Genomic DNA, 14,534 nt, shown 5'->3' with positions numbered 1-14,534 from the left:
AAAAGGACGGCCTCAGGTTCCTAGGCCGTCCTTTTTTCGTTTACCATTTGCCCGCGTCGATCTCCGCCGGCTTCATGCCCGCCCAGATGTTCGGCACTTGCACGGAGTCCGGATCCTCGAACACGAGGAAGCCGGTCGGCAAGTAACGTTCTCCCGCCGACGAAGACGGACGGTTCACGATGTTCCCTTGTTCGTCGACGAGTACGGTGGACGAACCGCCGTCCAAATTCGCCGCGATGACGGCTCCGTTCTCGAGCAGGATCTGCTGCGCGTCGTACAACGTCGCCCCGATGCTGTAGCCGGGCTGGCGACCGTCGATCATGAGGAACAGGATGGCTCCGTCCTCCCGCTGCCCCATGACGGTTCGGGGAGCGACGCCCCAACCTTGCGCCCGGTTCTTGATCAATCCTTTGCCGTTCACGATAATGCGCGGCGAGAAACTGACGGCTTCGGAGATGCCCAGATCCATCAATTCCTGAATCGAATATTTGCCCGCGAGCATTTTGCCTTGCTTGTCGATGCCGACGATCTGCACGCTTTTCTTGCCGCCCAGTCCGTCGTAATAAATTTTGCCTTGGCTGATGACGAGACCGATCGGCTTGAATCCGTTGCCCTTCCAGTTCGGGTCGGCGAAACCGCCCGCGTTCACGCCGGCAATCGCGCCCGTGCGCTTTACCATGCTCGTGATTCTCTCTCCGCGGCCTTTGCGATTCGTCACGACGAGCCTGATCTTCTTCGGATCGCGGACGGTCAGCAAGTAACCGTGGAACCCCTCCCCGTCCACTTCCTCGACGACGGTCAGCTTGCCATCGTCCGGATCTTCCGCGTCAACGCCGCCGTTAGGCGCGTCACCGGTAATCGTATGCTGATCCCGTTCCTCGCCCATCTCCTCGAACTGCTCCGCGTATTGCGCGACCCGTTCGCGAAGCGCCTTCTCTCCGATGATATACTTGGCCCATTCCCTGTGCTGCGTCGTAATCAGCGAATCCGCGAGCATGTAACGGTATTGATAACCGGACGGCGTCAGATAGAACCAACCGGCGAATAGGATTCCGAATAAGAGGCCCGTAATAAATACTAGTTTGAACAACACCCAAAAGATAGGTTTTCTCGGTTTCGCCTTCCGGTTCGTCACGGCCTTGCGCTGGGCGCGCGGCGGCATCGCGGACGGCTTCCCGTGAGTTGGCGTCGACGCCGCGATGTTTCTTGGCGGCAGTGGCGTCATAGCGTCCACGCTCCTTCGACTTCGATTCGTACCTCCTTTATACGTCGCGAATCGTCGTCTTGTTGCGTAAGTCGTTTATTTCGACAGTATTTCCCAGGAAATGACGACATTCCCCGCCTTGTCGATTACGCCTCCTCCGCCGATTTCTTGCCCTTGAATTTCTTGTCGATTCGCTGCCAATAACGCTCGGCAAGCTCTAGCTTCGCGGACGCGTTATACTCGGGAATGCCCGAAGGAGACTCATAGGCTCCCATCGGGAACAGAACGTTGCCTTCCGGGAAGTGGACAGCCAGATTGCCCGGAGCGATGTCGGCGAACCGCGCGACGCCGTGAAGCGTGCCGTGTTCGTTGCGCAAGACGATCGCGTCCCCCTGCGCAACCGAGCAATCCGCCGCGTCCGCTCCGTTCAGAAGCACCGCGTTTCTTTTTCCCCCGTTAAACGCGTCGTTCTCACCGTAGATCATCGAATTGAATTGCTTTCCCCTTCTCGTCGTCACGTAGAACGACGGCTCGTCCTGCCGTTCGTTCCCGCCCCTTCGCTTCGGCACGTCTACGGGAATGAGATTGCCCTTTCCGTCGGGCGTCGGGCATACGCCGCCTTCGCACAACCACGCGCCTCCGCGTTGGAAGAAGTCTCCCTTCTCCCTTAATCTTTGTATCCCGTCGTATTCGGGCGCCGCCAAGGCAATCTCCTCGCGAATCGCTTGGGCATCCAGCAAGCCGATCGATGCCTTCGCTTCGGGCTTGACCCTCGCGGCCAAGTCGGCGTAGATCGCCCATTCCGCCTTGGCTTCGCCGATGCGCGGCCCTTCGATTTCCGGGCTGAAGTACACCATCCGCTCCGTCGAAGTGGACGTGCCTCCTCCCGGCATCTCGTAGCGGGTCATCGCCGGCAAGACGATGACCGCTTCCCGGGCGTCGAGCAGCGTCGACGTATTCAGGACGATGTCTTGATGGACCCGCACGTCCAGCGCCTCGAGCGACCGCCGAACGAACGCCGGGTCCGGCATCGTCTCCAGGAAATTGCCGCCCGACAAATAATAAAGCTTCAGCTTCCGCGAATGCCCCTCCGGCAACGTCGCGTTCTCGAGGGAGGCGCCGACGATGTCGCCTTGCCATCGGGGGATATCGAAGCCCCATAACCGCTCCAGCCTGGAGGCGTTCGCTTCGTCGAAATCTCCTCCGGGGAGCGAGAACGGTTCCACGCCCATCTCTCCCGCGCTTTGCACGCCGGAATGGCCTCGTATCGGCATGACCCCGCAGTGCTCTCGTCCGATAAACCCGCGAAGCAACGCCAAATTCGCCACCTGCGAAATATTATCCGTCGCATGGCGGTGCTGCGTCAGCCCCATCGACCAGACGAAGACGGCGGACTTCGCCGCGGCGAGCAGCATGGCCAGTTCCCCGATCCGATCGCGCGACAAGCCCGACGAGGACTCGAGGGCCTCCCAGTTCTGCTCCTCGACTTTCTCCCGCAGCCGCTCGAATCCGTTCGCGTGCTCCCGCACGAAAGCATGGTCGATCGCGCTGCCCGGCGATTCCGCCTCCATCTCGAACCACGTCTTCATAACCCCGTGCATGAGGGCGATGTCCCCGCCGATGTTCACCTGATAGAAGTCGTCGGCGAGCTTCGTGCCGAACAACGCCGACTCCGCGACGGAAGGAATCCAATAGCCGTCCATCGCCGGCTCCCTGTACGGATTAACGACGACGATCTTCGTTCCTCTCCGCTTGGCGGCGTACATGTACTTCGTCGAGACGGGCTGGTTGTTCGCGGCGACGCTCCCCCAGAACACGAGAACGTCGGTACCGATCCAATCCGTGTAGCTGCAGCTCGACGCCCCTATGCCGAGCGAGCGCTTGAGCGCCGTCTTGGAAGGCGCATGGCAGATGCGGGAAGCGTTGTCGATATGGTTCGTCCCGATAAGCCTGGCGACTTTGGCCGCTGCGTAATAGGATTCGTTCGTGATACCCCTCGCGGTCAAATAAAACGCGGTTTGCTCCGGCGGGAGCGTCCGGAATTTCGCCGCGATCGCGTCCATCGCCTCGTCCCACGACAAGCGGGAGAAGCCCCGCTCGCCGGGACGACGGATGAGCGGATAAGGAATGCGGCCGAGCTCGCGCAATTCCGCGCTGGACATCTTCCTAAGTTCGTCGATGTCCGCATGGAGCCGCTTCGGCCTCATCGCGGGCATCGTATTGAGCCGCAGCACGTACAGCCTCGTCGTGCAAATATGCGGTCCTTCGAGCGTCCTATCGCGCAAGCCGGCGACCCCGAGCGCGCAACCGTCGCATACGCCCTGCGTCAGAATGCGCGCCGCGTACGGAAGATTGTCCCGGTTGCGCCACATCGTCTTCATCGTATCGCGGATGTGCTTCGGCTTGATTTTGCCGAGACCGAACGGTACCGCGCTCACCCATAGTTTCGGATCCGGCTTCTTCGGCAGCTTGCCGGGACCCGGATGCTTCGTCGTTCCCATCGGTCACTCCCCTTCCTTCATTCGTTCGGGATGCGAATAGACGTTCATCGCCCCGCCCCGGATGAACCCGACGATCGTAATGCCGAGATCCTCGGCCAATCCGATCGCGAGATCCGTCGCCGCGGACTTGGACAGCAACGCTTCGCAACGCATTTTCGCCGCCTTCAGCAGCACCTCCGACGACACCCTGCCGCTGAACGCCAGCACTTTGTCCGACATCGGCACTCCGTTGCGGAGACAGTATCCATAAAGCTTATCGATCGCGTTATGCCGGCCGATGTCCGTTCTCGCGAGCAGCAACGTCCCGTCCGCATGGAAGAGCGCCGCGTTGTGAACGCCGCCCGTCGCCTTGAACAAACCCGAATTCGACTCCATCGCGTTCATCATCCGCAGGCAGCTTTCGTACGTCAGCCCGATGTCGCGGGAGGCGACCTCGCGGGCCGTCCTCATGTCGGCGTAGAAGACGAACCCTTGCCTGCTCTTGCCGCAACAGGAGGTCAGCACTCTCTTGGAACCGCTTTCTTTCATCCACGAATCGACTCCTCGGACATCCGCGTACACCGTCCCCGTACGATCGTCGTAGGAGATGTCTTCGAGCGCCGCGATATCCGCCAGGACGCCTTCGGATGCCATGTAACCGATCGCCAAGTCTTCGACGTCGCCCGGAGAGCAGACGAGCGTCGCGAACTCTTCGCCGTTCAGCAAGATCGTCACCGGCCATTCCGTCGCGACGTCGTCCTCGATCCGGCGAACGGCGCCTCGTTCGTAACGGACCACGATTCTTTTGCCGGTCGCTTGCTGCGCCAAGGCTTTCACCTCCGCTTCTCTACCCTTTCACTATATCCGCTCGCGGTTGGCGGTTCAATAAATATTGGTATAACGAGCAAAAACGCCTTCGGCGTCCCACGACCGCCCAAAAAGCTTTGCGGAGATATCGGAGTAGGATAAGTGAATTGAAATCTTATACAATCTGATATACTGGTAATGACGCATTTCTAAACAACAATCGACACGATTTGGAGGACTTCCTTTGACCGCAACGACGAACTACGCCATTCAACGGAAAACGGACGGCTTTCCGCTGTACGAATTGATCGAACGCGACACCGATTCCTCGGTGACCGTATGCCCCGAACGCGGAGGCATCGTTATCGGCTGCCGGCTTCGCGGCGTCGAGACGCTTTACCTCGACAAGGACACTTTCCTGAATCCCGAAGCGAACATCCGCGGAGGCATCCCCGTCCTGTTCCCGATCGCGGGCCAGCTCGTGAACGGACAATACGAATGGGAAGGCAAGACGTACCGGATGAAAAATCACGGCGTCGCCCGCATTCTTCCTTGGGAAGTCGTCGATTCGGGCACGGACGGCTCCGCTTACGTGACGCTTTCCCTTGCCGCCAACGCGGAGACGCTCGCCGTATATCCGTTCGATTTCGAGCTTCGGTTCACGTATCGACTCCGGAACGGAGTTCTGTCGATCGAGCAGCAATATCGCAACCGGTCGGACAAGCCGATGCCGATGGTCGCGGGCTTCCATCCGTACTTCGCGACCGAAGGCAAGAATCTCGCTTACGTCACGGACGCCACGCGCATGCTGGATTATAACGATAAGCTGGAAAAGCCGTTCGACGGCACGTTGAGGCTGGAAGACATGGTCGAATCGGCCGCGCTCCTCGATGCCGCCAAAGCCGAAATGACGTTCCCGCTTTCGCGGGAGCGCAACGTTCGCCTGACCTACAGCGAGCTGTTCCGTTACGTCGTCCTTTGGTCCTTCGCGGGTAAGCCGTTCGTCTGCGTCGAGCCTTGGACGGCGTTGAACGAAGCATTGAACGACAAGAAAGACCTTCTTTCCGTCGCGCCCGGCGATACGCTGGAGTTATGGATGAACGTCGAGCTCGACTCTTGAAAGGAGAAGGAGGAATAGGCATGTCGTCGCTACTGACCGCAACGGAACTACGGAAGTTCGGCACGACCGATCTGCGCCTCTCCCCTCTCGGTCTCGGCTGCTGGCAATTCAGCCAAGCGAAAGGGTTCGTCGGCGGCTTCTGGCCTAAGCTGGAAGGCGAACTCGTGAAAGAAATCGTCCGAGTCAGCCTGGAAGGCGGCATCAATTGGTTCGATACGGCCGAAGTGTACGGGGGCGGCGAGTCGGAGCAGATCTTGGCGGAATCGCTTCGCGCCGCGGGCGACTTGGCGAAAGGCGCTCACGTCGCGACCAAGTGGTGGCCGGCATTCCGGATGGCGAGCAACATTCCTCGAACCATTGGCGAACGCCAACGACGGCTCGGCGGTTATCCGATCGATCTCTACATGGTTCACCAACCGTTCTCGTTCTCCTCGGTGGGGAGCGAGATGAAGCAGATGGCCAAGCTCGCGGAAAAGGGGTTGATACGGCATGTCGGCGTCAGCAACTTCAACGCCAAACGGATGAAGGAAGCCGACCGCGTCCTGCGCGAACACGGGCTCAGACTCGCCTCCAACCAGATGAAATACAGCATGCTCGACCGCCGCATCGAGAACAACGGCGTACTCGAGACCGCGAAAGAGCTCGGCGTCGCCATCATCGCCTATTCCCCGCTTGAGCAAGGCATTCTGAGCGGCAAGTTCCATGCCGATCCGTCGCTCGTCCGCAAGGCGCCGGGTCCGCGCCGCTTCTTAAAGGGCTTCAAACCGGAAAGCTTGCGCCGGACGCAGCCGCTGATCGACGCGCTCGACCGGATCGCGAAGCGTTACGGCGCATCCCCGACCCAAGTCGCCCTCAACTGGATCATCCACGTTCACGGGGACACCGTGTTCGCCATTCCCGGCGCCTCCAAGCTGCATCACGCGCAGGAGAACGTCAAGGCGATGACGTTCCGCCTCTCGGCAGACGAGATCGGCGAGCTTAGCGAGTTGTCTTCGACCGTCGCAGCGAAATAGCGAATAATAACAAACAGGCCCCCGGACTTCCTTCTCCGATGAGAAGGTTCCGGGGGCTTGCTGCGATTAGAACCCGTCCAAGTACCACTTGTCGTCGAACTTGGACAGCTGGAACGATTCTTCGACCATTTGTTCGTTCTGCTCCTGCTTCACGATCATTTTATACTTCACGGTAGCCGTCTTCTCCGTCGTCTGGCTACTCAGAATTTCATAATCCACGATCTTTAAAGCATCCGACTTAAACAATTCGTTATATTGCTTGATTAAATCCTTTTTGACCTCGTCCGAATTCTCCGGCGACCACATATACGAAAACATCTTCTCCGCGTTTTCCGCTTGAACCGCTATGAAGAATCCCTTCACGACGCCTTCGGGCGTCGACTGCGCGTCGCCTCCGCCCGCGGACTTCAACATGAAATACAGAACGGCGCCTGCCGCCAATAACAACAGAATCAACGCTTTCGCGCGCGTCGACAACGCGAGCGTTTTTCCTTGCGGCAATCCCGCGAACGGATCCGGCTCGGATGCCGGCGATTCTAACGTTGCGGCGACCGGAGCCGATACCGCAGCGAGCATCGCCTCCGTCGCCGGAGGCTTCTGCCTCACCTCGGAGCCGCAGCTCGGACAGGAAATCGCGGAATCGACGAGTTTCTCCCCGCATTCGGCGCAGTACATGTTGACTCCCCCCAAACCCTAGCTGTGCATAGCCATTTCCTCTAACTATACACAACTTAATTAGCCGATTGGGTACAGGAATGCAAAATTTAGAAAGATTTTAGCATATCTTCCTTCTACGCCAGCCGTTCCAGCGCCGCCAGCCGATCGCGCCATTCCGCGGGCCCGAGCTGCCTCGTTAACGCGATCATCGCCTTGAAGTGCAGCGGATGACGAACGGCGGAACGGCCGGCTTCTTCCTTCAATGCCGTCAGCGCGCCCACGAGATCCGCATATGCGCGCTCTTCCCAGCGCGAAGGATCCGATGCCGCCTCTGCGAGCAGTTCCGATACGATTCCGGCCGCTTCGCTTGATTCGGCCGAGTCCAAGCCCGCCAGTTCCCGAAGCCGTTGCAAGTTCGCAGGCGGCAGAATCGGCGCCTTTCCGCCGCTGACCATTCCCGCCACCATGTCATCCAGCCTCTCGGTCAAGAACTTGCCGAGTCCCCGGTTCTCGAAGCTTTCCCCTTCGAACAGGATCGCTTCGAAATACGGTCCGGCGATTCCAGACATGAGCGCCGACGCGTCGCCGAAATACTTCTCGGCGGACGATCCGTAAATCGCTCCCAGATGCTTCACGTTCCATACTTTTTCTCTCGCCCGGATCCGGATGAATTTCTCCCGGATTTGCGGCTGAAGGCCGCTCAGCGGCTCTTTCGCAAACATGCGCATGAAATCGAGATGCTCCCGAATAAAGACGAACTGCCGGTCGATCTGCGTCGCGAGCTTCTCCCGGGGCGGCAGCGCGGCTTCCTCGGGAAGCTCCCCCATCTGCTCGAACAGCATTTCGCCGTAATGCTCGATGACGGAGGCGAGCAGATCGTCCTTCGATTTGAAGTAGAAGTAAATCGAGCCTTTCGCCATTCCCAGCTCGTCCACGATTTCCTGAATGGAAGTGGCGTTAAAGCCTTTTTGCGCGAAACATTTGATCGCCGCGTCGAGAATTTGCTTTTTCTTGTCTCTCAAACAGAACGCCCCGCTCTCCGGCCGAGTCGGCGATTATGCCGCCGCTCTCTTCGGTTTTCGTCTGATCTTCATGAGCAGTTCGTAGATGATCGGAACGATGAGCAACGTCAGCAGCGTGGAGCTGATCAGACCGCCGATAACCGTCACGCCGAGCCCTTTCGAAATAATGCCCGCGCTCTCGAATCCGAATGCGAGCGGCAGCAACGCGCCGATCGTGGCGAGCGCGGTCATCAGAATCGGCCGCAGGCGGGTTCCTCCCGCTTCGAGCAACGCTTCTCGGGTCGGCATGCCGTCGCGTTCCTTGTGGATGACGCGGTCGATGAGCACGATCGCGTTCGTGACGACGATCCCGATCAGCATTAGCGCTCCCATAAGCGCGGAGACGCTTAGCGTCTCGCCCGTCACGTACAGAGCGACCAGACCGCCGATAATCGCGAAAGGCAACGAGAACATGATCGCGAACGGCGCGAGTCCGCCTCCGAACGCGAGCACGAGCACCAAGTATACGATCGCGATCGCCGCGAGCATCGCGAGTCCGAGCTGCGTGAACGTCTCGTTGATTTGCTCGGTGACGCCGCCGAATTTCACTTCGACGGTAGAAGGGATGTCGAGCTTGTCGACTTTCTCCTCCAAGTTGCTCGAAGCCTTCGCGACGTCCGATTCCGTAATTTCCGCCGTCACGTTAACGACCATCTTGCCGTTCTGGCGCGCGATCGAGTTCGGAGACGTTCCTTGATCCACCGTCGCGACGTCGCGAATAGGTACTTCGACGCCGAGCGGGGATTTGAGCTTCTCGTCGAGAATATCGTCGACGCTTCCGTAAGTCGCCTTGTCGACGTCCACGTATACGTCGTACGTCTTGCCTTGCTCGACGACTTGCGTCAGTACCGGTCTTACCCGCTGAGGGCTTAGCGTCATCGCGATTTGACCGGCGGTCAGGCCGTATTGGCTCAGCTTCGCTTGGTCGGCGACGATCGTGTATTGCTCGTACGTCTTCGACAGGCTCGTATCGACCTTCTCGAAAGCGGAATCCGCCTTCATCAGATCGACGATCTGATTCACGACCGGAGTCATCTCGTCGAGGTTATCCCCGAATACGCTTAGGCTGAAGATGCTTCCGCCGAGGCCGCCGCCTTGGTCCATCTCCGCCCACGTGCCGCTCGGAACGACTTTGTGCAAGCCTTCGACGATTTCTTTTTTCTTATCCGCGAAATGTTTCGTGTCCTCCTCGAACTGAAGGTAGAACAATCCGTTCTTGGATGGGCCCGGCTGCAACGGATTCTCTCCGCCGACCGAGTATTGCACGCTGGTGACGTCCGGCAACTCCCGAATGAACTTCTCCGCGACGAGCGCCTTCTGTTCGACGTCCTCGACGCGATCGCCCGGCTCCGGCGTATAGGTTACCATCGCGTATTTGTCCTCTTGCTCCGGCAGGAAGCTTGCCCCAATGAGCGGGATGAGGAACAAGCTGCCGACGAGAAGCGCGAACGCGATAACTAGGGTGATGATTTTATGGTTCAACGCCGAATTGAGCAGGCCGCGATACCCTTTCGCGAGTCTTCCCGGCTTCTCTTCGTGGTCGTGGCCCTTGCCCGCCTTGATGCCGTTCATGAACATCTGGTGCGCGAGCATCGGAACGACGGTAATCGCCACGAGCAACGAAGCGAGCAACGCGAAGACGATCGTAAGCGCGAACGGCAGGAAAATTTGCCCGACCATGCCGCTGACGAGACCGAGCGGCAAGAATACGGCGATCGTGACGATCGTCGACGACATGATCGGCAGGAACATCTCGCGCGTCGCTTCAAGCACGAGCTCGCGTCCTTTAAGCTTCTCGCCGCCGAGCGACATCCGGCGGTAAATATTCTCGATGACGACGATCGAATCGTCGACGACCCGCCCGATGGCGACGGTCATGGCGCCGAGCGTCATGATGTTCAGCGTTATGTCGAATTGCTTCAGCACGAGTACCGCGATGATGAGCGACAACGGAATAGACACGATCGAGATCAGCGTCGTTCTGATGTTCCTCAGGAAGAACAAGATGACGATGACCGCGAACAACGCGCCGAACAACGCCTTGTTCAGCATCGTTTCGACCGATTTCTCGATCGGCTTGCCTTGGTCGAGCATGACGTCGAGCTTCAGGTCGGCGTATTTCTCCTTCAGCTTGTCCGCTTCTTTCTTGACGCCGTTTACGACGTCGACCGTATTGGCGTCGTTCGCCTTTACGATCTGGATGCCGATCGACTCCGCCCCGTTCGTGCGGGAGATCGATTGCGCCTTGCCGGACATGACAATGTCGGCGACATCGGCGAGCTTAACGGGGTCGGAAGATTTGCCCCCTTGCGCGGACGGCATGACGGGAATGACGATGTTCTTCAAATCCTCGATCGTCGTCACGCGTCCGTCCACGACGACGGACTTCTCCGTCCGGTCGAGTTGGAACAAGCCGAGCGGAACCTTCAAAGCGGAGCCTTGCACGATCCCTTTCACGAGATCCTCCGTCAATCCGAGCTCGGCTAATTTCGCTTGATCGAACTTCAAGCTGACTTCTTGGACGAATTGGCCGGCGATTTGAACCGATGCGACGCCGGAGACGCCTTCCAATGCCGGCTGTACTTCCTCCGCCACGATCTTCGTCAAGTTCTCAAGACTGCCTTGTCCGGATGCGCTAAGCGAGATGACCGGGAAGGAGTTGAAGCTGAACTTCGAGATGTCCGGCGCCGCGACCCCCTCCGGAAGCGCGACGTCCGCCGCGGCTTCGCGAAGTTGAGTAACGGCCGCGTCCATGTCTTGTCCGAAGTCGTACTCGATGGAAATCGAAGAGACGTTCTCCATCGACGTCGAGTTGATGTTTTTGACCCCTTCGATATTCTTCAGCCTTTTCTCTAGCGGTTCGGTAATATCCTTCACGACCGCGTCGGGCGTCGCTCCCGGATAGACGGTCGTTACGCTTAGGTAAGGAAAGCTTAAATTCGGCAAACTTTCCTGTTTCATCGTCAAGCCGGAATACAAACCGGCCACGATAACGATGATCGTGATCATCCATAGCGCGAACTTGTTTTTCAAAGAAAATCCGATAACGCTTTTCACTTTCGTCCCCACTCCTTGGTATACATTTGTAAATTGAATAATGACAATTTGAACGATCGGTCGATTCATAAAATATATATTAATCGCCGTTTATTTGCAAATTAGGCCCCTATTTCGAACGGTCGTTCAATCGCCCAATTCGGCACTTCCGCCGACCCGCACTTCTTATCGTCTCCCATCCGTCTTGTTTTACTAACCACTTCCCCCGCGCGCTTTTCTTAGCAATCTTTAAGGTTCCCTTCATTGCCCATTCATGATGCCGCATTATACTTCGAGTATGAGAGGGGAGGAATTTACGATGCGAAACAATGTGAAGAAGCAACTCGTAAAATGGACGATTGCCGCCGGAGCGACGTTATCGGTCGCCTTGCTCTTTCAGCAAGCGCGGAGCAGCGACGCGTTCACGGCCGGATCCGATCGGCCTTCCGTCTCCGAAGCCGTCGGCGCGGACAATGCGATCGATGATCCGCTAGCCGTCGAGGAGCCTTCCGCGAACGGCAACGGCCTCTTCGACGATACGTTCCGGAGCCCGGCTTCTTCCGAACAAGGAAACGACGGCGGCTTCCGTTCTCGATCCAGGCAATCTTAGCAAGAGGTGGTGGCGATTATGATTCGAACGATAAGGGACGAGTTCCGCGCGATGAATACCGACGTCGAGGTCACTCTCCGCTGCGACGTAACGGGCGAGGACGATAAACCGTTGATCGAAATCAGGGATTGGTTCCGGTTCGTGGAAGATCGCTTCAGCAGATTTAGGGACAATAGCGAGCTAAGCCGTTTGAACGGATCGCGCGGGTTTCCGACATCCGTATCCTCGGCCATGCTCGAAGTGCTCAGCCATGCGGAGGAATACCGCAGGCTGACGAACGGTATTTACGATCCCTGCATCTTGCTGGCGCTCGAACGCTCCGGCTATTCGGTCAGCTTCGAAAGCGTCGGCGCCGCGGCCGGCGCGATCGACGATGCCCATCCCATTCATGGCGATCGGTTGGGCTGGACGACGTTCCCGCTCTTCCGCTTGGCGCGCTTATCCCGAGGCGCGAGACTCGATCTGGGAGGGCTCGTCAAAGGCTGGGCGGTCGATCGTATCGCCGCCATGCTGAGCGCGAGCGGCATTCCGTCGGGGCACTTGAACGCCGGAGGGGACTTGCGCGTATGGGGATGGGGACAAGCGGGACTTCCCGATTGGCAGGTAGACATCGCCCCTCCTTGTCCGTTCTCGGAAGAGGAAGAACCAGCAATTCTGGCAACGGCGATACTCGGACAAGGTTCGGCCGCGACTTCCGGCACGACCCGCAGAAGCTGGATGTCGGCGGACGGCGGCAAGCACCATCTGATCGACCCCAGAACCGGTGTTCCCGCGATCAGCGACGTCGTGCAATGCACGGTCGTCGGCTCGTCGACCGCGGACGCGGAAATCGCCGCCAAGACGGTATGCATTCTCGGTTCGGGCGAAGGCGAAGCCTGGGTGAAAGAAACTTTTCCGGGTTATGACGTCCTGATGGCGCTGGATAACGGGACGACGAAGTTGTTGAGGGGAATCGGCTCTTCCGTTCGGTGGAAGGAGGCTGCTTCATGACCGACATCGTGTTGGAGTTGCCGACCTGGACGATTACGAGGGTCGCAGGACTGGCGGCTTACTATATGCTGTTCGTCGGCGTTTCGCTGGGCATCCTCTACGGCATGCCGCAGCTCAAAGGCAGCTCGAAGAAGCGGTTCTATTATTGGCACGCCAAAGCGCAAGGAGCCGGCATGGCGCTGGCGATCGTCCATATTCTGATCCTCGCCGTCGACCGGTTCTCTCCCTTTACGTGGGGGCAGCTGCTCGTTCCGTTCTCGTACCCGGAACACCGCTTCGCCTACGGACTCGGTTCGCTGTCGTTCTATTGCCTGCTTCTCGTCATGCTCACGACGGATTTCCGGATGTTTCTCTCGAATCGGATCTGGCTCGCGATCCACATGGTCGGCTATCCCGCGTTTTTCCTCGCGCTCGCGCACGGGCTAGTCTCGGGTACCGATACCGCTCGCCCGATCTTTCTCTGGAGCTACGTCGGAACCGCCACGGCTCTCGTCGCGATTACGTTCGTGCGAGTAGGCGCGGAGCACCGCGCGGGGAATCGTCGGAAAGCCGTCCGCACGATGTAGGCCTATACGCGAACGGGCATAAGAAAAAGCCGAATCCCCGGACAATCGGACCGGGAAATCGGCATCGCTATGTATAAGTCTTGTTTATAAGCCGTATGCTAGAGGCTCAGGTTTTGCGTGTCGCTCTTGCTCTCTGCCGTCGTCAAGTAACGGAAGATGCCGTAACCGCCCGCCACGTAGATCGCCGCGTGCACGAGATCGAACAACCGCAGGTTCTCGAACGGGAACAGGATAACGAACGCGTATCCCCATAACGAATAGGACAAGTACTTCACGTTGCGGGAAACGAGCGTCAGCCATGCCCCGACGAAAAAGCCGTAGTACGCGATCAAATAGAGCGGAATGTCGTTGAAAATCGTATCGAGCGTGTTATAGCCGTCTAAGGTGCTGACGTTATTGAGCAAAATCTTATACAAAAACTGAATGCCGAGGCCGCCTAACAGGATGTGGAGGTGATAAGGCAGAATAAGCTTTACGATTCTGAACGATGCCAGAAGCGTCCGGAGCTCCCGGACAACGACCGCAAACTGTTGCATTGGTAATTCCTCCTTTTTTATCCTATTATACAACAGCTCGGCAAACGAAATGCAAAGAAATTATCCAGTTGACAAATATTAGAGATTTTGATATTATCATTTATTGTAGAAGTTGTAACCCTCTGATTTTTCCTCAAGGGACATACCTCCGTTTCCCCACATTCCTTAATCTCAAGATTCAGAACGGCTGCTGGAAGGAACACGAATTCTCACTGGCGCGGCCTTGGAGCCGCAAGAACGATGGAGAGGTAGGGCTATCGTTGTTTTCGTGAAAGTGAATGAAGGAACGATCGCGCGGTTGCGCTTCGATATTAGACCCCCGACAGATCTGCTGCGGGGGTCGTCCAATTTTAAAGTAGAGTAGAGAACTGAAATTTCATTGGAGGGCGGAAGCCCTCCTTTTACTTTCCCAGCTCCCCCTTCATCAAACCGGACGTGAGGTTTTCCCTCATCC

At 57.9% G+C, this 14,534-nt stretch carries 12 protein-coding genes; 5 read left to right on the top strand and 7 right to left on the bottom strand.

Annotation, left to right across the window (positions count from 1 at the left end):
* Positions 1-40: 40 nt before the first annotated feature.
* From ACFPPD_RS15680 to fdhD, 3 genes are all read right to left on the bottom strand, one after another.
* Positions 41-1,225, bottom strand: a complete 1,185-nt coding sequence (locus ACFPPD_RS15680; protein WP_378082608.1) for a phosphodiester glycosidase family protein — start codon at positions 1,223-1,225, stop codon at positions 41-43.
* A 125-nt stretch (positions 1,226-1,350) separates the two neighbouring features.
* A complete protein-coding gene (locus tag ACFPPD_RS15675; RefSeq protein ID WP_209750937.1) occupies positions 1,351-3,705 on the bottom strand; it encodes an FdhF/YdeP family oxidoreductase in 2,355 nt (784 codons plus the stop codon).
* 3 nt (positions 3,706-3,708) lie between these two features.
* Positions 3,709-4,512, bottom strand: coding sequence for a formate dehydrogenase accessory sulfurtransferase FdhD (gene fdhD, locus ACFPPD_RS15670; RefSeq protein WP_209750935.1), 804 nt, complete (start codon positions 4,510-4,512; stop codon positions 3,709-3,711).
* Between the two features lie 223 nt (positions 4,513-4,735).
* Between fdhD and ACFPPD_RS15665 the strand changes: the two genes are divergently transcribed.
* Both ACFPPD_RS15665 and ACFPPD_RS15660 read left to right on the top strand, forming a co-directional pair.
* Complete coding sequence (locus tag ACFPPD_RS15665; protein WP_209750933.1) at positions 4,736-5,611, top strand: aldose epimerase family protein; 876 nt, start codon at positions 4,736-4,738, stop codon at positions 5,609-5,611.
* 20 nt (positions 5,612-5,631) lie between these two features.
* Positions 5,632-6,624 carry an aldo/keto reductase gene (locus tag ACFPPD_RS15660; protein ID WP_209750931.1) on the top strand — a complete coding sequence of 331 codons (993 nt, stop codon included), beginning with the start codon at positions 5,632-5,634 and terminating at the stop codon, positions 6,622-6,624.
* Positions 6,625-6,690: 66 nt separating this feature from the next.
* Here the strand turns inward: ACFPPD_RS15660 and ACFPPD_RS15655 are convergent, their stop codons facing one another.
* From ACFPPD_RS15655 to ACFPPD_RS15645, 3 genes are all read right to left on the bottom strand, one after another.
* Complete coding sequence (locus tag ACFPPD_RS15655; RefSeq protein ID WP_209750929.1) at positions 6,691-7,299, bottom strand: zinc ribbon domain-containing protein; 609 nt, start codon at positions 7,297-7,299, stop codon at positions 6,691-6,693.
* A gap of 116 nt (positions 7,300-7,415) precedes the next feature.
* Complete coding sequence (locus ACFPPD_RS15650; RefSeq protein ID WP_209750927.1) at positions 7,416-8,303, bottom strand: TetR/AcrR family transcriptional regulator; 888 nt, start codon at positions 8,301-8,303, stop codon at positions 7,416-7,418.
* A gap of 33 nt (positions 8,304-8,336) precedes the next feature.
* Positions 8,337-11,399 carry an efflux RND transporter permease subunit gene (locus ACFPPD_RS15645; RefSeq protein WP_209750925.1) on the bottom strand — a complete coding sequence of 1,021 codons (3,063 nt, stop codon included), beginning with the start codon at positions 11,397-11,399 and terminating at the stop codon, positions 8,337-8,339.
* 298 nt (positions 11,400-11,697) lie between these two features.
* Between ACFPPD_RS15645 and ACFPPD_RS15640 the strand changes: the two genes are divergently transcribed.
* Genes ACFPPD_RS15640 through ACFPPD_RS15630 form a run of 3 tightly spaced genes read left to right on the top strand, consistent with a single transcriptional unit; the run spans position 11,698 to position 13,544 of the window.
* The gene (locus tag ACFPPD_RS15640) at positions 11,698-11,988 is read left to right on the top strand and encodes a hypothetical protein (RefSeq protein ID WP_209750923.1); all 291 of its coding nucleotides are present in this window, start codon (positions 11,698-11,700) and stop codon (positions 11,986-11,988) included.
* Positions 11,989-12,006: 18 nt separating this feature from the next.
* Entirely contained in the window at positions 12,007-12,978 is a 972-nt protein-coding gene (locus ACFPPD_RS15635) for an FAD:protein FMN transferase (protein ID WP_209750921.1), read from the top strand.
* Positions 12,975-13,544, top strand: a complete 570-nt coding sequence (locus tag ACFPPD_RS15630) for a ferric reductase (protein ID WP_209750919.1) — start codon at positions 12,975-12,977, stop codon at positions 13,542-13,544. Before ACFPPD_RS15635 ends, ACFPPD_RS15630 begins: the two co-directional genes overlap by 4 nt.
* A 98-nt stretch (positions 13,545-13,642) precedes the next feature.
* On the opposite strand, the gene ACFPPD_RS15625 is transcribed toward ACFPPD_RS15630, so the two are convergent.
* The gene (locus ACFPPD_RS15625; protein WP_209750917.1) at positions 13,643-14,080 is read right to left on the bottom strand and encodes a hypothetical protein; all 438 of its coding nucleotides are present in this window, start codon (positions 14,078-14,080) and stop codon (positions 13,643-13,645) included.
* Between the last annotated feature and the right edge of the window lie 454 nt (positions 14,081-14,534).

The sequence above is a fragment of the Cohnella suwonensis genome (assembly GCF_042655365.1).
Taxonomy (GTDB): domain Bacteria; phylum Bacillota; class Bacilli; order Paenibacillales; family Paenibacillaceae; genus Cohnella; species Cohnella suwonensis.
The sequence above is the reverse complement of the archived record's forward strand: the minus strand, read 5'-3'. Positions and strand labels throughout refer to the sequence as shown.

Excerpts from the sequence above, each read along its gene's own strand:
- ACFPPD_RS15625 (WP_209750917.1), bottom strand. The coding sequence starts at position 14,080 with ATGCAACAGTTTGCGGTCGTTGTCCGGGAGCTCCGGACGCTTCTGGCA.
- ACFPPD_RS15655 (WP_209750929.1), bottom strand. The coding sequence starts at position 7,299 with ATGTACTGCGCCGAATGCGGGGAGAAACTCGTCGATTCCGCGATTTCC.
- ACFPPD_RS15640 (WP_209750923.1), top strand. The coding sequence starts at position 11,698 with ATGCGAAACAATGTGAAGAAGCAACTCGTAAAATGGACGATTGCCGCC.
- ACFPPD_RS15660 (WP_209750931.1), top strand. The coding sequence starts at position 5,632 with ATGTCGTCGCTACTGACCGCAACGGAACTACGGAAGTTCGGCACGACC.
- ACFPPD_RS15675 (WP_209750937.1), bottom strand. The coding sequence starts at position 3,705 with ATGGGAACGACGAAGCATCCGGGTCCCGGCAAGCTGCCGAAGAAGCCG.
- ACFPPD_RS15630 (WP_209750919.1), top strand. The coding sequence starts at position 12,975 with ATGACCGACATCGTGTTGGAGTTGCCGACCTGGACGATTACGAGGGTC.
- ACFPPD_RS15680 (WP_378082608.1), bottom strand. The coding sequence starts at position 1,225 with ATGACGCCACTGCCGCCAAGAAACATCGCGGCGTCGACGCCAACTCAC.
- ACFPPD_RS15635 (WP_209750921.1), top strand. The coding sequence starts at position 12,007 with ATGATTCGAACGATAAGGGACGAGTTCCGCGCGATGAATACCGACGTC.